The sequence below is a fragment of the Iodidimonas nitroreducens genome, from assembly GCA_000710935.1.
GTDB classification, from domain to species: Bacteria; Pseudomonadota; Alphaproteobacteria; order Sphingomonadales; family Rhodothalassiaceae; genus Iodidimonas; species Iodidimonas nitroreducens.
Genome location: BAYV01000015.1, coordinates 100,490 through 124,054, shown reverse-complemented (window position 1 = coordinate 124,054; position 23,565 = coordinate 100,490). Strand labels below are relative to the sequence as shown.

Sequence of the window (23,565 nt, the reverse complement as noted above, 5' to 3'; positions counted from 1 at the left end):
ATGGGTTCGCCTTGTCATCTCTCGCCGCTTTTTAAGGGTCGATCCGGGCTGAAGGCCGCCCGGGTCCATGCGGCCAGAAATTTATTATATTCGATCATCAACCGCCCCGGCCCGGCCTGGCTTTCCACCGGCAGGGCATGGATCATCAGCCCATGCGCATGCCGGTTCAGTTCGATCAGGCTGCGGCGCATATGCCAATCCGCTGTTATAACCAGAATTTTGTCATAATCACGATGGCGGGCCCAATTGATGGCCTCCAAAGCATTGCCTTCGGTATCGCGGGCCATGCGCCCCAGATCAATGCAGCAGCGGGCCAGTTCATCCTTGCCGCCAATCGCCGATCTGATCACATCGGATGATAAATCGCTATTGACCCCGGAAATCAGCAGGCGCTGGCCCAAGCCCTGTTCCAAAGCAGTGATCCCCGCCTGAATGCGCCCGGCACTTCCGGTAAAAACGATGATGCCATCAACCGGATTGAGAAGGGCGATGGGCTGGCTGCGGGGAATGAACCAGGAAAAGCCCACAAAGCCCAAAAACCAGATCAGCACGCTGGCGCTCATCAGGATCAGCACATATCGATGGCCCCTGCGCCGCGGCCTGCGCATCAGGAATATCCCGCCAATTCACGATGAACAGTGACATGGGCGGCCATCATGGTCAGGAGGGCGGCAAAAATCGGGAGCAAAATCAACAGCAGCCACGCCAGAGCCGAAAGCGAAAGATCAGGCACCAGCCCGCTGCCAATCTGGCTTGCGAAATGGCCCAATGTCAGCATCACCAGCAGCCCGGCGATGAGGCCGCCCAAGCCGCCCTTCAGCCCTTGCAGCATGAAGCGATAGCGAAATTCATGAGCAATCAGGCCATCCTCGGCCCCCATATGATGCATGATTTCAATACTGGCCCGATGGGCGGAGAGGCCGGCGCGGGTGCCAAAAGCGGCAATGGCGGCGGTGGCGCTCAGGATCAGCCCCACCACGAGAAGAGCCACCATTTGCAGGCTCGTGCTCAGCCGATTGAGCTGCACCAGCCAGCGCTCATGATCATCGAGATTGGCATCGGGTGCCACCTTTTGCACCTGCGCTTCCAATGCCGCCAGATCGATACGCGCGCCCGGGCTTGTGGTAACCTCGATCAGGATCGGCACCGGCAGATCGTCGGTCACATTGCCTGCCCCCAGCCATGGCTCAAGCAGGGCTTTGCTTTCGGCATCCGACAGGCGCACGGCATTTTCGATACCGGGGATCGTTGGCAGCAGGGCCAGGGCGGCATCGGCCTGCTGGCGGCGGGCCTTGCCATCGGCGGTGACGATCTGAACCGAAATCTGCTGAGAAAGCTTATCGGCCCAATCGCCCATGCTTTGATGGAGGGCAAAGGCGAAAATGCTCGCCAATGTGCATAAAAACACCATGATCCCGATGACCCAGGGAAGGGTGCCCCCGGCTAGGCTGTTTTCAGGCAGAAAACGCAGGCTTTTTCGTTTCAGAGACAAAAGCCCGGTGCGAGCCGCTGATGATGGGGCGGCTGATTGTGTCGCCGTTTGGCCCGCAAAAGGCTTGGGCGTGCGTCCAAGGCCGTGCCCCGGGCTGCGGGGAGGATTTTTGCGGCCAAACCCGCCGGGCTTTTGGGGATCATGCCATCTCATGATGACAAATCCGATGATAAATTCGCTGACAAATTTGGCCGCGATGGATCGGTTGCAGAGACCGGTCCGCGTGCCCGCTCGGGCAGATGGCGGCTGGACAGTTGGCCATCTTGCAGATGCATTACCGGGCCGCCCATTTCATGCACCAGTTCCAGATCATGGGTGGCAACAACCGTGGTGGTGCCCAGCTTGTTCAATTCGGCAAACAGATGCATCAGGCGGCGGGCCATTTGCGGATCGACATTGCCGGTCGGCTCATCGGCCAGCAAAAGATCGGGCTTGGCGATCACCGCCCGGGCAATCGCCACCCGCTGTTTTTCGCCGCCCGAAAGGGTGGGGGGCTTGGCGTGCATCCGATCCTTCAATCCCACCCACATCAGCAATTCTTCCACATGCTCGCGGATTTTATGATCATCGCCACCGCCCGCCAGGCGCAGGGGCATGGCCACATTTTCAATGGCGCTCAGATGATCAAGCAGGCGATATTCCTGAAACACCACCCCGATGCGGCGGCGCAGGCGCGGCAGGGCCGTGCGATGGGCGGTGGTAACATCATCGCCAAACATCGAAACGATCCCCCGCGAAGGGCGATGCGCCAGATAGAGCAATTTCAGCAAGGATGATTTGCCCGCCCCCGAGGCGCCGGTCAGAAAATGAAAAGAGCCCGGCTCCAAAACGAACGAAATATCCTGCAAAATCTCGGCACCCATGCCATAGCGCATGCCCACATTTTCAAATTTTACAAAACGATTGCTCACGATACTCTTGCTGTTCCCGATCCCGCGCCTGAATACTGAGTTTAATTGTGATTTTTACACCGATCTGAAGCGCAAAAACACCCGCAATGATGCTGATCGCAGCATGACACAGGCCATCAGCCGGCGTCCAGCATCGCTGCATTGCAACAAGATCGGTGATGATTTTGCCTGATAATTTTGCCTGAAGATTTTGCCTGTTTATTTTGCTTGATGATAAAGTGGTTCGCAACTTGCACCAAAGACAGGATACTCATATAGCTCGAAAGCTGAATGCAATATCTGTGATGGCCCGCTATGCTCGAAGCTGACCGATCTGTTTTGAAGGCTATCAATCCACGAAAGAGTGCGCTCTGGCGATGATTTTGACCTGTCCTCACTGTGCGGTGCGTTTTCATGTTCCCCCCGATCTTTTGGGGCCAGAGGGGCGGCGCGTGCGCTGTGGTTCCTGCGCGCATATCTGGCATGCCATGCCTGATGAGGCCGAAGCCGAACCAAAGCCCAAGGACAAGGCCCGAGCAAAGCCTGCAGCAAACCCCGCAAAAAAACAGGGGTCGGCCAGCAAAGATGCGCCCGATCCTCAAAAGCCTGCATCCGATTCTGTTGATTCTGTGATCGAGGAAGAAAGTCAGGAGCAGATTCTGGCCGCTATTGCTTCGGCCATGGAAAAGGCCGGCCTGAGCGATGGCTCAGAGTCTGCCGATGAGGATCAACAGCAGGACGACCCTGCAGGCGATGAGGATAAAGATCCCTTCAGTGCTGATCTGCCGCCCACTGACGACACCCCATCGGAAAGGATCGAACCTCAAAAGGCCGATGAGGTGTCTCCCCCCAATGCGCCTCATGATGATGCGCCTTCCCCCAATGTGCCTTCCGAAGATGTGCCGCTTGATGATCATGATGCGGACGAGGATTGGACCCAGCGCGATTTGGATGATGATCCGCCCTTTGAAGGGGGCCTTGATGATGACGAGGAGGATGCGCCCCGCTATCAGCCCGGAAAAACCGCTGATTTTGCCGAAGATGTTGCCCGCAGCCTGCGCCGCCTGCGCGATGAAGAAAGCATTTATGGTGCGGCCCCGGTCCCGGCCCTGCGACCAAAGCCAAGCCGCTTCGTGCTTTTTGGCTGGGGGGCCTATGGGCTGTTTGTGATCGCGCTTTTGGGGGGTTTTCTGGCCTTTGCCCCAAGCCTGACCGCAGCCTGGCCACCCATTGGCAGGCTTTATGCGCTGATCGGGATGGAGGCTCCACCTGCGGTTTCAGCCGATCAAGGAACGCCTGAGGCGGCAAAGGCCGATGCGCCGACGGAAAAATCCCCCCCCATCAGCCCCGATGAAGCCTTGACGGTTGCCCTTGATCCCAATCCGGAATGGCAGGCGCGGGATTATGGCTGGGATCTGCGTGTTTCAGGATCGGTTTCCAATCGCCTTGAAAGCGGCTATGAGGTGCCGGCGCTCACGCTTCTTTTGGTTGATTCTGCGGGGGAAACTTTGCAGCGCACCCCCGTGATCCTTGATGAAACCCTGTTGAATGCCGGGAAAGCCACGCGCTTTTCCGTGCAAATCGAAAACGCCCCGGCACAAACGACCGGAATCGTGCATGAATGGCAAGAGCGGAGCCCAAGCTGATGGCAGATGAAGATCTGATGGCCGGAAAAACGATCAAAACCCTTTATTCGGCGGCGGAAATATCCGCCCGTATCGATGATATGGCCGATGCCATCATCACCCATGCGATCATCACTGAGGCCAAAGGGGCTTTGCTGGTTGAGGTGATCATGAATGGCGCGGTGATTTTTGCTGCCGATCTGGTGCGCGCCTTATCCCGGCGCGGGCTGGATATCGAGATCGATTTCATTGCCCTGTCCAGCTATGGCGAGGGAACGGAAAGTTCGGGCAATGTGGTATTGGAAGCCGATGCGCGGGGGGCCATTGCCGGACGCACTGTTTTGCTGATCGATGATATTCTGGAAACCGGACGAACCCTGAATTATGCCCGCAGCTATTTTCTGGGCAAAGGGGCGGCCCATGTGATGACCGGGGTTTTGCTGGATAAATCCGCGGGCCGCGATCCGGTGATCCGCCCCGATTTTGCTGGTTTTGAATGTCCCGATCTGTTCGTGATCGGCTATGGGATGGATTATGCATATCGTTTTCGTGAATTGCCCTATATTGGTTATATGGAGCAAGGAGCGGCGGCTGATGGCAAAGATTCTACTGGCTGAAGATGAAGACAGCGTGCGGGAATTCGTCCGCCGGGGGCTTGTGGGCCATGGCTATGAGGTGAAGGCCACCGCCGATGGAGGCGAGGCTTTGGAGGCTTTGGCCCATGATCAGTTTGATCTGGTGCTGGCCGATATCGTGATGCCGGTAATGGATGGCATTGCGCTGGCCTTGAAGCTGGCCGCCGAACGCCCCGATCTGCCGGTTTTGCTGATGACCGGCTATGCCATGGAAAAACAGCGCGCCCATCATCTTGATTGTTTGGTCAGCGATGTTTTGAGCAAGCCCTTCAGCCTTGATCAGCTTTTAAGGGCGGTGCGGCAGACCTTGAAAGCCGAACAGCCAAAAGCCTGAAAAACCTTATTGATCGCGATACCAGCCGGTGATCGAGAGCCGGGGCGCCCCGGCAAAGGGGGCCACCTGGCCCACCGCATGGGGATGGCGCGTGGCAAAAAGATTGAGCACATTAAAGCGCGGTATCAGGCCCCATGTGATATCCCCTCTTTCATCGAAAAAATTGAGATAGCCGCCCCAATCCGTCCGCCATTCGGGGGTGAAGCCAAAGACATAGGCAAGCCTGCGATGTTCTTTTTCCACCTCATCGCGATGATGGAGCAAAAAATGATTCTGGCTATAGAATGTGGCTTGGGCATCCGCCTTGATGATCGCGGCAAGGCCTGAAATCTCGCGGATCAGATCAAGCATCGGCGCGCTATTGAGAAATTCCAAAAAGCGCATCAGAAGATGATCGGGCTGCCACTGCTCCAAATAAGCCTGCAGCATGGGATAGCAGAAATAGAAATAGCTGTAATCATGGCGCGCCCGGGCCATCAGGCGGCTGTTGATTGCGGCCAATTCATCGGGCTTTTTGGCCGCAATCTCCTCGCGCCGGATGAAGTGATGCGCCCCATCATAATAGGCGATGCCCCATGGGGTTTGCTGGCCCAAAATCTGATAAAGCCGGGCGGCGCTCTCAGGGCTTAGAATATCGTTGATCTGGATCCGCTCGCCCTGTTCCACGAATTGGCGGGCAAGGGCGGGTCTGTCAAGCGCGGGATTGAGGCGAAACAGATCGCCAAGATCGATGGCGGATGGGGGGCGGGTCATGATGAAGCGGGCTCCTTGGCGCGATACCAGCCCGATATGGCATAGCGATAACCGCCCGCAAAGGGGGGAATGAACGTCACTGCATGGGGCTGGGGCACGAGAAACAGATTGAGCTTGTTGAAATCGGGTTTATAGGCGGTTTGGCCATTGCCCAGATCATCAAAAAATTGCAGATAGCCGCCCCAATCAGGCCGCCAGCGCCTTGTGAAATTAAAGACATAGGCACAGCGGCGGTGGCTTTTGGGCACATGATCATTGTGATAGGTCAGATATTGTCCGGGGCCAAAGCGGGTGGCCTGCGCATCGGCTTTTACCACCGCTTCATCGCCCAAAAGATCGCGGATCAGGCCGATCATCTGCGGCCCTTGCAGAAAATCGAAAAATGAAAGCAGATAAAGATGCCGGTCGCGATCAAGGCGCACCGATTCCTGCAAGGGATAAAATCCATAGGCATAGCTGAAGCGATCCCGGGCCAGCAAAAACAGATCGCGCTGTAATTGGCTCCATTTTTCAGGGCTGACTTTGGCCATATCCTGATGATCGAGGATGCAGGCGGCTTCGCCATCAAACCAGGTGAAGGACCATGGCGTTTCGGCTTCAAGGCAATGGGCCAGCCTTTCAGCACATTCGGGGGCCAGCACATTGCTGATCTGCACCCGGCGGTGTTTGGCGAGGTCTGCCGCAATCGCCGCCCGATCCAATGCGGGGTTGAGCCGGAAAGCCGGGGCATTTGCTGCTGAAGAGGGGATGGCCATGTTCATGGCTCCTTTGTTTCGCACAAAATGGCATCCGTTGGAAACAGGCGCGCGATCACGATCCCAATAAACCGATAGGCGATCAGAAGAAACAGCATGCCCCTTAAAAAAACCAGACTATGGATGGGGGAGAGCAGGGCGAGATCGAGATCACCCCCCAAAATGGGGATCAGGCTGAAGCGATCGACCGCGCCATGGATCACCGCCGCTTCGATCAGGGCCACAACCAACAGAAACAAAGCCCGTGGGGGCAGCCTGTCAAGACGATGGGCAGCCCAAACAAGGGCGATGATGGCGGGCACAAGTGCCAGCCCGCGTGCCAGCCCTTCCAGCATCACCGGCCCGCGCCAGCCCATGGCCGCCAGAAAATAGGGGTCGAGCATAAAACTGATGGCAAACCCTGCGATCATCGGCCAGATGACGAGGCATCGCCCATGCCCTTCTCGTCTCAAACCAAAGCGGATGGCAAAACCGATGGAGCCGCCGATGATCAGCCCCCCAAGGGCCGCGCCCGCCACCAAAAGGGCCAGAAGTGCCGCGCCCTCAAGCCAAACGGGCTGCACCAGATAGCGCAGGATATTCTCACCCGCTTGGATGGCTGAGGCCAGAAGGGTGCCCACAATCAGCCCGATCAGGGCATGGATAAGAAGCCGGGGGTTTTTAATCACGGCATTTAATCCCTTTCGGAGTCTGCTGGCCGGGGCGCAGCCGCCCGCCCCTTGTCGGATTTTGCCGGCCGGGGCGCAGCCGCCCGGCGGAGGCGATCATTGATGGCAAGGCCCAGGCCATGATCGGGAATGGGGGCGATGGCAAGCCCTGAGGCGCCGCTGTCATCCGCTTGGCGCAAAGCGGCGAAAAGCCCGGCTGCCGCCTCGATCAGGTCGCCCTTGGGGCTTAAATTGAGATCGCCCCCGATGGCACCAAATCCGATCATGAATTCGCCATCCCCGGCCCTGATGGCATCGAGCCGTAATTGGCCGCGCGGGGCATAATGGCTGAGCAACTGCCCCGGTGCGGTGATAGCCCCGCTTTGATCCGCTTCTGGCCTGATGCCGCAGATTTCAGCGATCTGATCGGGGGTGATGCCGCCGGGCCGGAGCAAAAGCAGCCGGTCGGTTCCATCATCCGGCAGCCCGATGATGGTGCTTTCAAGGCCCAGGCTACAGGGCCCGCCATCAAGGATCATATCCACATCCTTGCCCAGATCATCGGCCACATGCCGGGCCGTGGTGGGGCTGATCGCGCCGGATCGATTGGCGCTGGGGGCCGCCAATGGCCGCCCGGTCTGGCGCAGCAGGGCCAAAGCCATGGGATGGGCTGGCATCCTGATCCCGACCGAGGGCAGCCCGGCGCTCACCAGATCGGCAAGGGGGCTATCGGGCCTTTGGGGCAGCACCAAAGTCAGCGGTCCGGGCCAGAAGGCGGTGATCAGGCGATCCGCCAGGGGGCTGATGCGGGCGATCCGGGCAGCATCTTCCGGTGCGGGCACATGGCAGATGAGGGGATTGAAGCCGGGCCGCCCTTTGGTGGCGAAAATCCGGGCCACGGCTTTGGGATTGGTGGCATCAGCCGCCAGCCCATAGACCGTTTCGGTGGGGATTGCCACCAGCCCGCCCCGGCGCAGGATCCGGGCAGCATCCAAGATGGCCTTGTCAGTGCTCATTTGGAAAGAGGCATCCTTAGTTTTTACTGAAAAATATGGGCAATGCGGGGCTGTCGGTCATGGCAGGGATCATCAGGGAAGCATGGCAAAAACGGTCAAAGATCTGCTAGGACATCTTGTGACATGAGCATAAGCGTGCCTATGCTTTTTCGACAAATAAAAACCAACCTTATCGATACGGCCTTTTCGGTAGGGCTATAAAGTTTCTGCGCCTTGTTCAGAAGAAGGATCGGCTTATGACCAGCTATCGCGCCCCGGTGAAGGATATTCAGTTCACTTTGGAAACCATCTGTGATTGGCCGTCGCTGACCCGCCTTGATGCTTTTGTCGATGCCACGCCCGATGTGATGCTTGCGGTGATCGAAGAAGCGGCGAAATTGTCAGCGCAGGTGATTGCCCCTCTCAATCGCAAGGGCGATCTTGAAGGATCGCGCCTTGTGGATGGCAAGGTGGTGACGCCGGATGGCTTTGCCGATGCCTATCGTCAATATGTGGATGGCGGCTGGAACGGCCTCTCCTTCAGCCCCGATTGGGGCGGGCAGGGCCTGCCTTTTGCGCTGGCTTTGGCGGTTCAGGAAACATGGACGGCGGCGAATATGGCCTTTTCCCTGTGCCCGATGCTGACACAAGGCGCCATCGAGGCGCTGACCCATCATGGCTCGGATGCATTGAAGGCGCTGTATCTGGAAAAGCTGGTGACCGGCGAATGGACCGGGACCATGAACCTCACCGAGCCGCAGGCGGGATCGGATGTGGGGGCCCTGAAAAGCCGGGCCGAACCCAATGACGATGGAAGCTGGAAGATATTCGGCCAGAAAATCTATATCACCTGGGGTGATCATGATATGGCCGAAAATATCATCCATCTGGTGCTGGCCCGTACCCCCGGTGCGCCGGCGGGCACCAAGGGCATTTCGCTGTTTGTGGTGCCCAAATTTTTGCCCGATGCGGAGGGCCGCCCCGGGGCGCGCAATGATGTCACCTGTGTGAGCCTTGAACATAAACTGGGCATTCATGCCAGCCCCACCTGTGTTTTGCAGTTCGGCGATGAGGGGGGCGCCATCGGCTGGCTGGTGGGCGAGGAAAATCGCGGGATGCGCTGCATGTTCACCATGATGAACCACGCCCGCATCAATGTGGGGCTGCAGGGGGTTTCCATCGCCGAACGCGCCTATCAGCAGGCGGTGGCCTATGCCCGGGATCGGGTGCAATCCGCCGATATCAGCCAGCCCGGCGGCGATGGCGTGCCGATCATTCGCCATGCCGATGTGCGGCGGATGCTGATGACCATGAAAGCCAATACCGAAGCGGTGCGGGCGCTTGCCTATTATAATGCGGCGGCGGTGGATCGCGCCCATTTCGGGGCCAGCGATGATGAACGCAAAGCGGCGCAGGGGCTGGCCGATCTGCTCACCCCGGTGACCAAGGCCTTTGCCACCGATCTGGGGGTGGAAACCACATCTTTGGCGATCCAGATTCATGGCGGCATGGGCTATGTTGAGGAAACCGGCGTCGCCCAGCATTATCGGGATGCCCGGATTGCCCCCATTTATGAAGGCACCAATGGCATTCAGGCGATGGATCTGGTGGGGCGCAAGCTGATGATGGAGGGGGGCCTGCATTGGCGCGAACTGTTCCAACAGATCCGGGATGATCTGGGCGATCTGCCATCCCAAGGGGATCTGGGCCTTTTGGCCCCTTATCTGGAGGATGGGCTTGATGCCCTGCAAAATGCCGCGATCTGGCTGAGCGGCAATGATGCCGACAAGATGCGCGATACGGCGGCGGGGGCGGCTCCTTTCCTGCGGATGTTCGGGGCGGTTGTGGGCGGCTGGCTGCTGATGAAGCAGGCCATGGCGGCGCAGGAGCGGCTGGATGCGGGCGAAGGCGACCCCGCCTTTTTGAAAGCCAAGATCACCACCGCCCGATTTTTTGCCGAGCAGCTTTTGCCCCCCGCCACCGCCCTTTTAGGCCCGGTGACCCGGGGATCGGCACTGCTTTATGCCCTTGACGAGGAGGATTTTGCGGCGTGACGGAGGCCCCTTCATTCGCCCTTGATCGCCGGGTTCTGGGCCTGTTTGAAACGCCGGTGATCGTCTCGAAGCTTGCAGGGGCGGCGGCGATCAATGCCGCGCTCGTCCCGCTCATCCACGCCCGGCGGCAGGGGCATCAGGGGATTGCGCGCTCCAATATTCTGGGCTGGCATTCCGATACGAACATGATCGAATGGGGCGGCGAGGCGGCGGCGGATCTGTTGCGCCATCTGATCAGGCTGTGCGATCTGCAGATCCATGATAGCGGGGCCGTGGCCGATGCGCCGCCGCGCTTTATCTGGTCATTTGATATGTGGGCCAATCTGTCGATGCGCGGGGCATCCAATCAGGGCCATGCCCATCCCGGGGCTTTATGGTCGGCGGTTTATTATGTCGAAGATGGCTATCAGGGGTCAAAGGATCCGGCCTTAGGGGGCGAACTGGTTCTTTATGATCCGCGCTATCCGATGAATGCCATGTATGCGCCCGATATCTGGCTGAAAGACAGCCGCGAGGGCGTGCAGGCCCGCGAGCAATATATCCGCCCGGCCACAGGGCGAATGGTGGTGTTTCCATCCTGGCTGATGCATTCGGTGCGGCCCTATCATGGTGATGCTGAACGGATTTCGGTGGCGATCAATCTCAGCCTTGTGCCAGCGCCCATTGATGCGCCCATTGATGCCCCCATTGATGCCCAATCTTCGAACGAGAAGGCCTCATGAACCCTCCCTCTGTACACGCCCGCCCGCCCGATCCCGATCATCATCTGCCTGCCGCTGATGATGATGCGGGGGCCTTGCGCTATCCCATCAAGGATGCACCCGCATCGGGAGGCACCCATGCCATTGCGGCGGGCATCACTTGGCTGCGGATGCCGCTTCCCTGGTCTTTGGATCATATCAATCTTTATCTGATTGATGAGGGGGATAGCTGGTCCCTCATCGATTCCGGGGTGCGCAGCGATGAGGCCATCGCTTTGTGGCGCGATCTCTTTGCCAATCAATTGCAGGGTCGGCCCATCTCGCGCATGATTGTGACCCATCATCATCCCGATCATCTGGGGCTGGCGGGCTGGGTGGCCGAACAGTTTAAGGCTCCGATTCTGGCCTCGCGCTCGGCCTATCTGCTGGCGCGCAGCCTGCTGCTTGATGTTCGCGATGAAGCGCCTGCTGAAGCTTTGGATTTTGCCCGGCGCACCGGCTTTACCGAGGCGATGATCGAAAAAATCCGCCTTGGCGGTTGGGGCAATTTCAATCAGGTCGTCTGGCCCCTGCCCATCGGCTATCAAAGGATGGCGGGCGGGGATCGCCTTTCCTTGGGCGGCACATCATGGCATCTGATTGAAACCGCAGGCCATGCGCCGGGGCATATCAGCCTTTATAGCCCGGATCGCAAAATCCTTATTTCGGGGGATCAGGTGCTGCCGCGCATCAGTTCCAATGTTTCGGTTTATCCCACCGAGCCGGATGGCAATCCTTTGGATGAATGGCTCACCGGCCTTGCCCGCCTGCGGGCCCTGCCTGATGATACGCTGGTGCTGCCCTCCCATAACGAGCCTTTCTATGGCCTTCGGGCACGGCTCGATGCCCTGATCCACAAGCATGTGTCGCGGCTGAATGGGGTGGTGGCTTTATGCGAAAAACCGGCCACTGCCATCGATATTTTCCCGGCGCTGTTTCGCCGCCGGGTGCGGGGGATGGAATTTTCCATGGCGGCGGGCGAGGCGGTGGCGCATCTGCATTTTCTGCTGGCGCTGGGCGTTGTCTCGCGCACTGTTGAAGATGGCGTTGCACGTTTTCAGCGAAAAGCCGATTATGATGAAACCGCTGTGCGTAAAAAGCTTGATCAGATCACCGAACAGGAAAGGAATGCGGCGCCATGGGCAGCCTGAAGAATAAAACGATTTTCATTACCGGTGCGAGCCGGGGGATCGGCCTTGCGATTGGCAAACGCGCTGCCGCCGATGGCGCGAATGTGGTGATTGCGGCGAAAACCGCCGATCCGCACCCCAAACTTGAAGGCACCATCTTTACTGCCGCCAAAGAGATCGAGGCCGCAGGCGGAAAGGCCCTGCCGCTGGTGGTGGATGTGCGCGAAGAACAGGCGGTATTGTCGGCGGTTGAGGCGGCGGTGGCGCAGTTTGGCGGCATCGATATATTGATTAATAATGCCAGCGCCATTCAGTTGAGCGGCACCCTTGCCACCGATATGAAGCGCTATGATCTGATGCACCAGATCAATACGCGCGGTACATTTTTATGTTCAAAGCTGTGTTTGCCGCATCTTTTGAAGGCGGAAAATCCCCATGTGCTCAATTTATCGCCGCCGCTGAATATGGAAGAGCGGTGGTTTGCCCCCCATGTGGCTTATACCATGGCCAAATTCGGCATGAGCATGTGTGTTCTGGGGATGGCCGGTGAATTCCGCGACAAGGGGGTCGCCTTCAATGCCCTGTGGCCGCGCACGGCGATTGCCACGGCGGCGGTGGCCAATCTTCTGGGCGGCGATGACATGGTCAAGGCCTCGCGCAAGCCCGAAATCATGGCGGATGCGGCGCATTGGATCCTCACCCGGCCATCCCGGGAATTGACCGGCCAGTTTCTGATCGATGACGAGGTGCTGGCCAAAGCCGGGATCACCGATCTGAGCGGCTATGCCGTTGATCCCAGCAAAAAGCTGATGCCCGATTTCTTCATCTGATTGCCCTTTGCCCCCATCGCTCAAGACCTATTCCGGAGACCCCTGATGACTGATAAGCCCTGGTTGCAGCATTATCCTCAAGAGATCGATTGGGGGCAGACGATCAAAGCCCGGCCCCTGCATGATCTGCTGGTGGATGCCGCCAAAGAATGGCCCGATCATGTGCATATGGCCTTCATGGGGCGCGATATCACCTATCGGGAAAGCGCCGATCTGGTGGAGCGGGCGGCGAAAGGCTTTCAAAAGCTGGGGGTGAAAAAAGGCGTGCGCGTGGGGCTTTTTCTGCCCAATTGCCCGCAATTCATCATCTGCTATTACGGCATTTTGCGGGCTGGCGGCACGGTGGTTAATTTCTCGCCGCTTTATTCGGTGCCGGAATTATTGGCGCAGGTCGAAGACAGCGAAACCGACATCATGGTGACCCTTGATCTCAAAGCCCTTTACCCGCAGATGGCCGAGGTATTTTCCCAAAGCCGGTTGAAAAAGCTGCTGATCTGCCGCTTTGCTGAAATGCTGCCCTTTTGGAAATCATTGGGCTTTCAGCTTTTCAAAAAAGATATGCGCTCAGCCATTCCCAAAAATGACGATCATGTGCCCTTTTCATGGCTGATCGCTCAAGGACAGGATCCGCAGCCTGTCAGCACCGATCCTCATGCAGATGTGGCGGTGTTGCAATATACCGGCGGCACCACGGGCACGCCAAAGGGGGCGATGCTCACCCATGCCAATCTATCGATCAATGCCGCCCAAACCCTTTATTGGGACCCATCCTTAAAGCCCGGCGAGGATGTGATGCTGGGGGCTTTGCCCTTGTTCCATGTTTTTGCCATGACTTTGGTGATGAATGCCTCGACTTTGGGCGGCGCGAAGATCGTTCTGATGCCGAAATTCGAGCTTGAAGAAGCCCTGCGTCTGGCCGCTGAGCATAAGGTGACCCTGATGCCCGGCGTGCCGACGATGTTTACCGCCATTCTCAATCACAAGGATTTAGGACGGTTTGATCTGTCATCCCTGCGCAGTTGTTTTTCGGGCGGGGCGCCTTTGCCTGCCGAGGTGAAACGCCGGTTTGAGGCGGCCATCCCCGGGGTTATCGTCAATGAAGGCTATGGCCTCACGGAAAGCTCACCCACCGCCTGCGCCAATCCGGTGCAAGGCAAGCAAAAGCCGGGCTCCATCGGCCTGCCGGTGCCGGGCACCGAGATCGTGATCATCGATCGTGACGATCCGAAGAAAACCATGCCTTTGGGCGAGGTGGGGGAAATCTGCGTGCGCGGGCCGCAGGTGATGAAGGGCTATTGGAACAAGCCTGCGGAAACGGCTGCGGTGATGGAAGGCGATCTGCTGCGGACCGGGGATATCGGCTATATGGATGAGGAAGGCTACAGCTTCATCATTGATCGCTCGAAGGATCTGATTTTGGTGGGGGGGTTCAATGTCTTTCCGCGCAATGTGGAAGAAGCCATCTACAAGCATCCATCGGTGCAGGAAACCACGGTGATCGGGGTGCCCGATGCCTATCGCGGCGAGGCCCCCAAAGCCTTTGTGGTGCTGAAAGAAGGCCATGATCTGGGCGACGACAAACTTTTGGCCTTTTTGCGTGATCATCTGGGCAAACATGAATTGCCCCGAGAGATCGAATTCCGCAAGGCTTTGCCTAAAACCATGGTGGGAAAATTATCAAAGAAAGAGCTTGTCGCCGAGGAGCGGGCCAAGTACGAGGCAAAGACAGACGCGCGCGATCAGGCCTAAAAAAGTGCGACTGCGGATTTTTGCGCCGTCCTGTCTTTTGCAGGGCGGGCTTGGGTCTTTGGTTGAACGGGGATGGCTGGTGCTCTATGTCTGATCTCTTGTGAAGATGGTCTAAAACAAAGGCTGAGGCTTGATGACCAAAAAAACGGATGACATGCCTGAAGACATTGCGGCTCTGGCTTTTGAAGATGCCTTGAAAGAGCTGGAACAGATTGTCGGGCGTCTTGAACAGGGGTCGGTCAGTCTGGAGCAATCGATCGATATCTATACACGCGGCTCGTTTTTGAAACGGCATTGTGAAAACAAGCTCAAACGCGCAGAAGAGCGAATTGAAAAAATCACCCTCAATAAAGAGGGAACAGCCGGGCTGGAGGCATTCAACGATCAATGACAATGACCATGGTGCAGGATTTTTCGGGCCTTGAAGCGGCGCTTGGCGATGTGTCGCACGCCCTTGGCGAAACTTTTGATGCATTGCTGCCGGTGCCGGAAAGTGACGATGGCCGGGTGGTCGAGGCGATGCGCTATGCGCTTTTTGCCGGGGGCAAGCGCCTGCGGCCCTTTTTGCTGCGCGCTACCGCCGATCTGTTTGGGGTGAGCCTCACCTCAAGCCTCAGGGCCGGGGCCGCGATTGAATGCATTCACAGCTATTCTTTGGTTCATGATGATCTGCCCGCCATGGATGATGATGATCTCAGGCGCGGCAAGCCCACGGTGCATAAAGCCTTTGATGAGGCAACGGCCATTCTGGCGGGCGATGCGCTGCTCACTTTTGCCTTTGAGATTTTATCGGATGAAAGCACCCATGCCGATCCCCGGGTGCGGGCGCAGCTTGTATCGGTTGCAGCGCGGGCTTCGGGCCATCATGGTATGGTGGGAGGCCAGATGCTCGATCTGGCAGCCGAGCACAAGCAGCTGACGGAACGCGACATCATTCGTTTGCAGCAGATGAAAACCGGTGCTCTGATTGTATCGGCTGTTGAAATGGGGGCGGTGCTGGGGAAAGCATCCACCCATGCCCGCCATGCCTTGGTGGCCTATGCCCGGGCCATGGGGCTGGCTTTTCAGATTGCCGATGATCTTCTGGATGCCACCGCCTCGGCCGATGAAATGGGTAAGGCAACGGGCAAGGATGCGGCGGCGGGCAAGGCCACCCTCGTTTCCCTGTGGGGCGAAGATGCAGCCCGGGAAAAAGCTGAAATCCTGACCGATCAGGCCTTGAGTTATTTGAAAGAATTTGGAAGTAAAGCGGAACTTTTGCGTGAAGTGGCACAGTTTGCTATTCATCGCAGGCGCTGAAGCCTTTACTCTGCTGCCAGTTTTGTGGCCTGCTTTGGTCGACCGGTTATTCAGCCGACTTTAAAAGCCCATGAGATTGCAGAAGAAACGGCCCATAAATAGAGAATACAGGTGAATTGACGTGTCCAGGAAGCCCGAAACCCCGCTGCTCGACAAGGTTCATGTTCCCGCTGATCTGCGGTCATTGAAGCCCAATCAGTTGAAAGATGTGGCAGATGAATTGCGCGCTGAAATGATTTCGGCGGTCTCGACCACGGGTGGGCATTTCGGCTCCGGCCTTGGGGTGGTGGAACTGACCGTGGCCCTGCATTATGTGTTCAACACCCCTGATGACAAGCTGATCTGGGATGTGGGCCATCAATGCTATCCTCATAAAATTCTGACCGGTCGGCGGGATCGCATTCGCACCCTGCGTCAGGGCGGCGGACTTTCGGGGTTCACCAAACGGTCGGAAAGCGAATATGATCCCTTTGGGGCCGCCCATTCCTCGACCTCGATCTCGGCCGCCATCGGCATGGCGGTGGCCAATCGCTTTGCCGGAAAAGCGGATAAATCCATTGCGGTGATCGGCGATGGCGCGATGAGCGCGGGCATGGCTTATGAAGCGATGAACAATGCGGGCGAGGCGGGTAACCGGCTCGTGGTCATCCTCAATGATAATGATATGTCGATTGCCCCACCCGTGGGGGCGATGAGTGCCTATCTGAGCCGGGTTTTGTCATCGCGGGAATATCTGTCGATCCGTGATATTGGCCGGTCGATCTTCAAACGCCTGCCAAAGCCGCTTGGGGATACGGCGCGCCGGGCCGAGGAATATGCCCGGGGGCTGGCCACCGGCGGCACCTTGTTTGAAGAAATGGGCTTTTATTATATCGGCCCCATTGATGGCCATAATATGGATCATCTGCTGCCGGTTCTCGAAAATGTGCGGGATGCAAAAGAAGGCCCGATTCTGGTCCATGTGGTGACCGAAAAAGGGCGTGGCCATCCCTTTGGCAAGGCAGCGGCGGATAAATATCATGCCGTTCCAAAATTCGATGTGGTCACCGGCGAACTGAAAAAATCCGCCTCGAACGCCCCCCAATATACCAAGGTTTTCGCCAATGCTCTGGTGCAGGAAGCCGAAAAGGACGAGCGGGTCGTGGCCATCAGCGCGGCCATGCCATCGGGCACCGGGCTTGATATTTTCGGCAAGAAATTTCCCGACCGCAGCTTTGATGTGGGCATTGCCGAACAACATGCGGTGACCTTTGCCGCCGGGATGGCAGCCGAGGGCATGAGGCCCTTTGCAGCGATTTATTCCACCTTTTTGCAGCGCGCCTATGATCAATTGGTGCATGATGTGGCGATCCAGAAGCTGCCCGTGCGCTTTGCCATTGATCGCGCGGGGCTGGTGGGATCGGATGGGCAAACCCATGCCGGTTCTTTTGATGTCACTTATCTTTCAACCCTGCCCAATATGATTGTGATGGCGGCGGGCGATGAAGCCGATCTGATGCATATGGTTTCCACCGCTGCGGCTTATGATGAGGGGCCCATGGCCTTTCGCTATCCCCGGGGCGAGGGCTTGGGCGTTGAACTGCCGGCCTTTGGCTCGCCTCTTGAAATCGGCAAGGGCCGCATTTTGAAAGAAGGCTCCAAAGTCGCCATCCTGTCATTGGGGGGGCGCTTGGGCGAGGCGCTGAAGGCGGCGCAAGAGCTTGATCTGCGTGGATTATCCACAACGGTTGCGGATGCCCGCTTTGCCAAGCCCCTTGATCAGGCGTTGATCCGGGATCTGGCCGCTCATCATGAGGTTCTGATCACCATCGAGGAAGGATCGATTGGCGGTTTTGGCTCTCATGTTCTGGAATATCTTTCCGCTGAAGGGCTTTTGGATGGCGGCAGCTTCAAATTGCGGACGATGAAACTGCCCGATCTGTTCCAGGATCATGACAGCCCGGAAAAGCAATATGAACAGGCGCGGCTTACCGCCCCTTATATCGTTGAACTGGCCATGCGCACTTTGGGGCGCAATGATCTGGAAGATGCGCATAAGGCGATGGCCTGATCCCGGTGATGAAGGCCGGGGCTGAGGACGGATGAAACCAGGAAAAACCCGCGCCGATGTGGCCCTTGTAGATCGCGGTCTGGTTGAAAGCCGGGCGAAAGCGCAGGCGCTTTTGATGGCCGGTCAGGTTTTTTCAAAAGAAGCGCGGATCACCAAGGCCGGGCAGATGATCGGCGATGATCAGCCCCTTGAGGTGCGCGGCCAGCCCCATCCATGGGTTTCCCGGGGTGGGGTGAAGCTTGCCCATGGGATGGAGACATTCGGCCTCACGGCAGACGGGCTGACGGCGATTGATGTGGGGGCCTCTACCGGCGGGTTCAGCGATGTGTTGCGTCAGGCGGGGGCGGCCAAAATCTATGCCGTTGATGTGGGGCATGGGCAATTGGCCTGGTCTTTGCGCAGTGATCCGCGCATCATCGTGATGGAGCGCACCAATGCCCGCCATCTGGATCAGGCGCTGATCCCCGAACCGGTGGATATTGTGGTGTGCGATGCCAGCTTCATCGGCCTTGAAACGGTTTTGCCCGCTGCTTTGTCGCTTTGTCGGCCCGGGGCGTGGCTGCTGGCCCTGATCAAGCCGCAATTCGAGGTGGGCAAAGGCCGGGTGGGCGCGAAAGGCGTGGTGCGCGATCCGGCCTTGCATGATGAGGTGTGTGCGCGGATAAAGGCATGGCTTCAATCGCTCGATGGCTGGCAGGTTCTGGGGATCAGCGAAAGCCCGATTACCGGCCCCGAGGGCAACAAGGAATTTCTCATTGCCGCACGCTATGACGGATAAGCCAAAAGGCCGAAAAAGCCCCTCATCCAAAGCCGCGAAATCCAAAGCATCCCTGTCGAAGGGGCGGCCTATGCGCTTGCGGATCGAACGGATCGGGGCGCAGGGGGATGGGATCGCCCAAACCGGCGATGGTCCCATTTTCGTGCCCTTTACCCTAGCGGGCGATGAGATCGATGCCTGGCTGGAACCCGGCCCCCGCGGCACCATTCGCGCCCAGATGGAGGGCCTGATCACCCCCGGGCCGGGGCGTCAGGATGCCCCCTGCCGCCATCATGGGCAATGCGGGGGATGCAGCCTTCAGCATCTGGATGCCGATCTTTATGCCCGCTGGGTGGCGGATCGCGTGCAGATGGCGATGGCCCAGCATGGCTTGGGGGATTGCCCGATGGCCCCGCCGCAGATCAGCCCGCCGAGCAGCCGGCGGCGGCTTTCCCTGAAGGCCATGCGCACCAGCCGGGGCGTTCTTTTGGGATTTGCCATGCGTCAAAGCCATCATCTGGTGGATGTGCGCCAGTGCCCGGTGGCAAGGCCCTCGCTTGTGGCTCTGTTCAAACCCCTGCGCGCTTTGCTGCACGATCTGATGCCTTTGCGCGCGGCTTCGGTGATCAGCCTGACCGAGGCGGATAATGGCATCGATATGGTGATCGATGGCGGGATCGCCCCGGGGCTTTCCATGCGCGAGGCTTTGGCCGCTTTCGCCCAAAGCCGTGATATCGCCAGTCTTCATGTGATGGAGGATGGTTTATGCGATCCGGTGGCGGTCAATCGCCGGGTCGAGATGGTGTTTGATGGCATCCCCGTGCCCCTGCCGCCCGGGGGCTTCATTCAGGCCACGGCCGAGGGCGAAGCGGCGCTTCGTGCTTTGATGCTGGAATGGCTGGAGGGCGCACAAAATTGTGTGGATCTGTTTGCGGGGATCGGTACCTTCAGCTTTCCCCTGGCCCGGCGGGCGCGGGTGCTGGCGGTTGAAGGGGCGCGCACGGCCCTTGATGCCTTGCAAAGCGGGGTGAATAAAGCGTCCCATTTAAAAGGGCTGACGGCACTGCATCGTGATCTGTTTCGTCGGCCTTTATCGGCGGCGGAGCTTGCCCCCTTTGATGGCCTGATCATCGATCCCCCGCGCGCCGGGGCGGTGGCCCAGATGGGGGAAATCGCCAAAAGCGGGGTGCGAACGGTGGTGGCTTTTTCCTGTAATCCCAACAGCTTTGCCCGGGATGCCCGGATTTTGGTGGATGGCGGCTATCAATTATGCCAGATCAGTCCGGTGGATCAGTTTTTATGGTCGCCCCATGTGGAATTGGCGGCCCTGTTTACCAAAAGCTGAAAGCTGGAAAAGGATGGCTCTATGACCGATTTTCGAACCCTTGATCCTGATTTTTATGTGGCGGCGCAGATTGATCACGATGATCTGGTGGCGGCGCGCGATAATGGGGTGCGGCTGGTGATCTGCAATCGCCCGGATGGCGAGGATGAAGGCCAGCCCGATGCGCAGACGGTGGCAGAGTGGGCCAAAGATTTGGGGCTTTCTTTTATGCATCTGCCAATCAGCGGCGGACGTTTCGGACCCGAAACAGTAGCGGCCATGCAAAAAACACTGGATGAAGATGTCAAAAAGGGCGAGGCTGTTCTGGCCTATTGCCGTTCGGGCACCCGGTCCGCCACCCTGTGGGCGCTGGCAAGCGTGGCATCGGGGCGGCAAAGCACGGATCAGGTGATCGCTCTGGCGCAGACGGCGGGCTATGATCTCAAGCCTTTAAGCCAGATCCTGCATGGTCTGGGCTCTGGGAATAACTCTAAAAACTAAGGGATCAGGCAGCAGGGACGAACCGGGGGCATCGCAACACAGATGATCAACGATATCGCATCCTTTCTTCTGGCCTTTGCCCTTATTGGCGCATCTTTTGCGGCAAGTCTTCATATCCTGCTGACCAAAACCGATGTGCGGGCCGCCATTGGCTGGATGGCGATCCTGTGGCTGGTGCCGGGGATCGGGGCCTTTGGCTATCTTGTTCTGGGGGTGAACCGCATCCAGCGCAAGGCCGAGCAGGCCCGCCAGCACAAGCTGGGGCTTAGCCTTGCCGAACAAAGGCGCTATGGGGCGGTGGCGGTCCGTGTGCCCGATGATCATCGATCAGATGCCCCTGATCTGCCATCGGGCCCGGCGATTGCGCCCGCGGGTCTGCCTCATTTCGATGCCACTGCGGCCCCGCGCTTTGTGGCCCATGCCCGCCTTGCCCGGGCGGTGACGGGGATGGCCCTGATGGGGGGCAATGAGGCCGAAATGCTGGTGAATGGCGATGAAGCCTATCCCGCCATGCTCGATGCAATGGCCAAAGCGCGGCATCGCATTGCCCTTTCCACCTATATTTTTGAATGGGATTGTGTGGGCCGGGCTTTTGCCGATGCCCTGAAAGCGGCGCAGGATCGCGGGGTGGCGGTTTATGTGATCATCGATGCGATGGGCAGTTTCCGAGTGGATCGCCATCTGCGGGCCATGGGGATCAGGGTTTTGGCTTTCAATAAGCCGAGCCCATTGCATCTCGCCTTTCTCAATTTACGGACCCATCGAAAGCTGCTTTTAGTGGATGAGGATCTGGTTTTCACTGGCGGGATGAATATCCGCGATGTGCATCAATCCGGCGGCAAAACCGGGCTATTATCCCAGGATGTGATGTTTTGCATCCAAGGCCCGATTGCCGCGCAATTTGCCCATGTCTTTGCCGAAGACTGGCGCTTTGCCGGGGGGGAAAGCTTGACTGAGGGGGAAAGTTTGGCTGGCGATTTATGGAAAGCCCCAACCTTTGATCAAAAGATGAAGGAGGGCGATGATGTGGAGCCCAGGCACGCGGTGATGCGCCTTGCCCCCGATGGCCCGGATGGTAATTTTTCAAGGGCCGGCTGGATTTTTGAAAGTGCGCTTTCGGTGGCTCGCCGGTCGGTGCGGATCGCAACCCCCTATTTCCTGCCCGATATCAATATATTGAGCGCTTTATCCCAGGCCGCCCTGCGCGGTGTGGTGGTGGATATCATCCTGCCCCGGGTCAGCAATTATCGGGTTTTGGGCTGGGCATCGGAAGCGTTGTTTGCGCCCCTGCTGTCATGCGGGGTGCGGCTTTATCAAACGCCGCCCCCCCTTGATCATGCTAAAATCATGGTGGTGGATGATTATTGGGCGATGATCGGCTCCACCAATTGGGATGCCCGCAGCCTGCGTTTGAATTTCGAGCTCAATCTGGAAATTTATGATGCCCATTTCGCCCGCAGGCTGGATCAGTTTCTCCTTGATCGCATCGAAAAAGCCGAGGCTGTAACCGGGGCATCGGTGGCGGCCTTTTCCCTGCCGCGTATCCTGCGCAATCGGGCCATGTGGCTGATGAGCCCCTATTTATAAGCCGCCATCCGCCAAAGCCTGTGGGCTGACACAGCACTCGCTGTTCAAGATCATGGCGGCATCATAAGCATCGATATAGCGGCAATAAAGGGCAGCAAAACCAAAGCGCATGATATCAGGCGGGCGGAAATCCACCACCACCCCACGGGCGGCAAGGCGGCCAGTGATGGCCCGGGCATCGGGATGCGCTAAAGCCACATGGCAGCCCCGTGCCCCCCTTTTGGTGGGGGAGAGCACGCAAAGATCGGCATGGCGGGCGATGAGCGATAAAAACACATCACATAGTGCCTGCCCCTTTTCAAAAAGGGCTTCCAAATCCACTTCGGAAAAAAGTGTGAGCGCCTGATGAAGGGCGCTTAAACCCAGAATGGGCGGCGTGCCACAGGCAAAGCGCCGGATATCGGGGGCGGGTTCATAGCCGGGGGCAAAGGCAAAGGGATCGCGATGCCCCATCCAGCCCGCAAGGGGATTATCCAGCTTGTTTTGCATGGCTTTGGCCACATAAAGAAAAGCCGGGGCCCCCGGCCCGCCATTGAGAAATTTATAGCCACAGCCCACGGCCAGATCCGCCCCGCTCTGGTGCAGATCAACGGCAACAGCCCCCACGGAATGCGATAGATCCCACAAGCACAAGGCCCCTTTTTGATGGGCGGCGGCGCTGAGATTGGCCATATCATGGGCGCGGGCGGTGCGAAAATTGACATGGGTGAGCGCCAGCAGCGCCACATCCTCGTCAAGGGCATCGATCAGATGGTCAGCAGAAACGGTGCGCAGATGGATCGGCCGCCCGGCAAGGGAGGCCAGCCGCGCCAGTCCATCGAACATATAAAGATCGGTCGGGAAATTGCCCTCTTCCGATAGGATCACCGAGCGATCAGGGCGGGCCAGCAGCGCCGCTGCCGCCAGCTTGAACAGATTGATGGAGGTGCTGTCGCAGGCGATCACCTCATCTTCATCCGCCCCGATCAAAGGGGCGATCAGCGCCCCGGTTTTGAGGGGCAGGTCCATCCAACCTTCCGACCATCCGGCAATCAGCCGATCCCCCCATTGCTGCCGGGTCACTTCACCCAGATGCGCTGCCACCCCCCGGGGCAGGGCGCCTAAGGAATTGCCATCGAGATAAATCAGCCCGCCGGGCAGATCAAACCGCCGCCGCATCAGCAACAGGGGATCGGCCTGATCCATTGCTTCGATCTGCGCGCGGGTGGGCAGATCGGGGCCAAAATCGGAAGCGGGGCGGTCCGCACTCATGATCGCTTTATCCTGATCTGTTGGGGGGTCAGCCAGAGTATCATTGTGTTGATCGGGCCGGATTTGTGCGGGCCTGTCAAGTCGGTGGTCTTGATTGCCGCTTCTTATATCATCATGATTGCTGATCCAATTAAAGAAAGCTGCCATCGCTATCAGCGAACCATAAA

24 protein-coding genes are annotated in these 23,565 nt (G+C 58.2%); 15 read left to right on the top strand and 9 right to left on the bottom strand.

Going from position 1 to position 23,565, the window contains the following annotated elements:
* Positions 1 to 14: 14 nt before the first annotated feature.
* The 4 genes from AQ1_RS07735 to AQ1_RS15125 are packed head-to-tail and all read right to left on the bottom strand — an operon-like array spanning position 15 to position 2,632.
* Positions 15 to 608: a YdcF family protein gene (locus AQ1_RS07735; protein ID WP_042085990.1), complete on the bottom strand. Its 594-nt coding sequence runs from the start codon at positions 606 to 608 to the stop codon at positions 15 to 17.
* On the bottom strand, positions 608 to 1,645 hold the full coding sequence (locus AQ1_RS07730; RefSeq protein WP_052371099.1) for a cell division protein FtsX: 1,038 nt from the start codon (positions 1,643 to 1,645) through the stop codon (positions 608 to 610). Before AQ1_RS07730 ends, AQ1_RS07735 begins: the two co-directional genes overlap by 1 nt.
* Complete coding sequence (gene ftsE, locus AQ1_RS07725; RefSeq protein ID WP_081837189.1) at positions 1,642 to 2,367, bottom strand: cell division ATP-binding protein FtsE; 726 nt, start codon at positions 2,365 to 2,367, stop codon at positions 1,642 to 1,644. Before ftsE ends, AQ1_RS07730 begins: the two co-directional genes overlap by 4 nt.
* Positions 2,368 to 2,377: 10 nt before the next feature.
* Entirely contained in the window at positions 2,378 to 2,632 is a 255-nt protein-coding gene (locus tag AQ1_RS15125) for a hypothetical protein (protein WP_152550404.1), read from the bottom strand.
* Positions 2,633 to 2,759: 127 nt separating this feature from the next.
* Here AQ1_RS15125 and AQ1_RS07720 point away from each other — a divergent pair, with 127 nt between their 5' ends.
* From AQ1_RS07720 to AQ1_RS07710, 3 genes are read left to right on the top strand one after another with little or no spacing between them, the layout of a single operon-like run.
* Complete coding sequence (locus AQ1_RS07720) at positions 2,760 to 4,028, top strand: zinc-ribbon domain-containing protein (protein WP_042085989.1); 1,269 nt, start codon at positions 2,760 to 2,762, stop codon at positions 4,026 to 4,028.
* A complete protein-coding gene (locus AQ1_RS07715; RefSeq protein WP_052371098.1) occupies positions 4,028 to 4,624 on the top strand; it encodes a phosphoribosyltransferase in 597 nt (198 codons plus the stop codon). Before AQ1_RS07720 ends, AQ1_RS07715 begins: the two co-directional genes overlap by 1 nt.
* Positions 4,602 to 4,976 carry a response regulator gene (locus AQ1_RS07710; RefSeq protein WP_042085986.1) on the top strand — a complete coding sequence of 125 codons (375 nt, stop codon included), beginning with the start codon at positions 4,602 to 4,604 and terminating at the stop codon, positions 4,974 to 4,976. Before AQ1_RS07715 ends, AQ1_RS07710 begins: the two co-directional genes overlap by 23 nt.
* Positions 4,977 to 4,982: 6 nt before the next feature.
* Here the strand turns inward: AQ1_RS07710 and AQ1_RS07705 are convergent, their stop codons facing one another.
* The 4 genes from AQ1_RS07705 to AQ1_RS07690 are packed head-to-tail and all read right to left on the bottom strand — an operon-like array spanning position 4,983 to position 8,147.
* The gene (locus AQ1_RS07705; RefSeq protein ID WP_042085985.1) at positions 4,983 to 5,729 is read right to left on the bottom strand and encodes a 2OG-Fe(II) oxygenase; all 747 of its coding nucleotides are present in this window, start codon (positions 5,727 to 5,729) and stop codon (positions 4,983 to 4,985) included.
* A complete protein-coding gene (locus tag AQ1_RS07700; RefSeq protein WP_042085984.1) occupies positions 5,726 to 6,484 on the bottom strand; it encodes a 2OG-Fe(II) oxygenase in 759 nt (252 codons plus the stop codon). Before AQ1_RS07700 ends, AQ1_RS07705 begins: the two co-directional genes overlap by 4 nt.
* Positions 6,485 to 6,486: 2 nt before the next feature.
* Positions 6,487 to 7,152: a hypothetical protein gene (locus AQ1_RS07695; protein ID WP_042085983.1), complete on the bottom strand. Its 666-nt coding sequence runs from the start codon at positions 7,150 to 7,152 to the stop codon at positions 6,487 to 6,489.
* 5 nt (positions 7,153 to 7,157) lie between these two features.
* The gene (locus AQ1_RS07690) at positions 7,158 to 8,147 is read right to left on the bottom strand and encodes an L-threonylcarbamoyladenylate synthase (RefSeq protein ID WP_042085981.1); all 990 of its coding nucleotides are present in this window, start codon (positions 8,145 to 8,147) and stop codon (positions 7,158 to 7,160) included.
* A 236-nt stretch (positions 8,148 to 8,383) separates the two neighbouring features.
* Between AQ1_RS07690 and AQ1_RS07685 the strand changes: the two genes are divergently transcribed.
* The 12 genes from AQ1_RS07685 (at position 8,384) to AQ1_RS07630 (ending at position 22,147) form a co-directional block, all read left to right on the top strand.
* A complete protein-coding gene (locus tag AQ1_RS07685) occupies positions 8,384 to 10,180 on the top strand; it encodes an acyl-CoA dehydrogenase (protein ID WP_042085980.1) in 1,797 nt (598 codons plus the stop codon).
* On the top strand, positions 10,177 to 10,902 hold the full coding sequence (locus tag AQ1_RS07680; protein ID WP_081837168.1) for a TIGR02466 family protein: 726 nt from the start codon (positions 10,177 to 10,179) through the stop codon (positions 10,900 to 10,902). Before AQ1_RS07685 ends, AQ1_RS07680 begins: the two co-directional genes overlap by 4 nt.
* A complete protein-coding gene (locus AQ1_RS07675; protein ID WP_052371097.1) occupies positions 10,899 to 12,071 on the top strand; it encodes an MBL fold metallo-hydrolase in 1,173 nt (390 codons plus the stop codon). The genes AQ1_RS07680 and AQ1_RS07675 overlap by 4 nt, the downstream gene beginning before the upstream one ends.
* A complete protein-coding gene (locus AQ1_RS07670) occupies positions 12,059 to 12,880 on the top strand; it encodes an SDR family oxidoreductase (protein WP_042085979.1) in 822 nt (273 codons plus the stop codon). The genes AQ1_RS07675 and AQ1_RS07670 overlap by 13 nt, the downstream gene beginning before the upstream one ends.
* A gap of 45 nt (positions 12,881 to 12,925) precedes the next feature.
* Positions 12,926 to 14,629, top strand: a complete 1,704-nt coding sequence (locus AQ1_RS07665; protein ID WP_042085978.1) for a long-chain-fatty-acid--CoA ligase — start codon at positions 12,926 to 12,928, stop codon at positions 14,627 to 14,629.
* A 133-nt stretch (positions 14,630 to 14,762) separates the two neighbouring features.
* Positions 14,763 to 15,020 carry an exodeoxyribonuclease VII small subunit gene (locus AQ1_RS07660; RefSeq protein ID WP_042085977.1) on the top strand — a complete coding sequence of 86 codons (258 nt, stop codon included), beginning with the start codon at positions 14,763 to 14,765 and terminating at the stop codon, positions 15,018 to 15,020.
* Positions 15,021 to 15,022: 2 nt separating this feature from the next.
* Entirely contained in the window at positions 15,023 to 15,928 is a 906-nt protein-coding gene (locus tag AQ1_RS07655; protein WP_042085976.1) for a polyprenyl synthetase family protein, read from the top strand.
* Positions 15,929 to 16,049: 121 nt separating this feature from the next.
* On the top strand, positions 16,050 to 17,978 hold the full coding sequence (gene dxs / locus AQ1_RS07650; RefSeq protein WP_042085975.1) for a 1-deoxy-D-xylulose-5-phosphate synthase: 1,929 nt from the start codon (positions 16,050 to 16,052) through the stop codon (positions 17,976 to 17,978).
* Positions 17,979 to 18,009: 31 nt separating this feature from the next.
* Positions 18,010 to 18,756, top strand: a complete 747-nt coding sequence (locus AQ1_RS07645) for a TlyA family RNA methyltransferase (RefSeq protein ID WP_042085973.1) — start codon at positions 18,010 to 18,012, stop codon at positions 18,754 to 18,756.
* Positions 18,746 to 20,080 carry a class I SAM-dependent RNA methyltransferase gene (locus tag AQ1_RS07640; RefSeq protein ID WP_052371096.1) on the top strand — a complete coding sequence of 445 codons (1,335 nt, stop codon included), beginning with the start codon at positions 18,746 to 18,748 and terminating at the stop codon, positions 20,078 to 20,080. Before AQ1_RS07645 ends, AQ1_RS07640 begins: the two co-directional genes overlap by 11 nt.
* Before the next feature lie 21 nt (positions 20,081 to 20,101).
* Complete coding sequence (locus AQ1_RS07635; protein ID WP_042085971.1) at positions 20,102 to 20,560, top strand: protein tyrosine phosphatase family protein; 459 nt, start codon at positions 20,102 to 20,104, stop codon at positions 20,558 to 20,560.
* Between the two features lie 42 nt (positions 20,561 to 20,602).
* A complete protein-coding gene (locus AQ1_RS07630; protein WP_042085969.1) occupies positions 20,603 to 22,147 on the top strand; it encodes a phospholipase D-like domain-containing protein in 1,545 nt (514 codons plus the stop codon).
* On the opposite strand, the gene kynU is transcribed toward AQ1_RS07630, so the two are convergent.
* Positions 22,142 to 23,398 carry a kynureninase gene (gene kynU, locus AQ1_RS07625; protein WP_161760491.1) on the bottom strand — a complete coding sequence of 419 codons (1,257 nt, stop codon included), beginning with the start codon at positions 23,396 to 23,398 and terminating at the stop codon, positions 22,142 to 22,144. The two genes, AQ1_RS07630 and kynU, sit on opposite strands and share 6 nt — an antisense overlap.
* Positions 23,399 to 23,565: the final 167 nt, after the last annotated feature.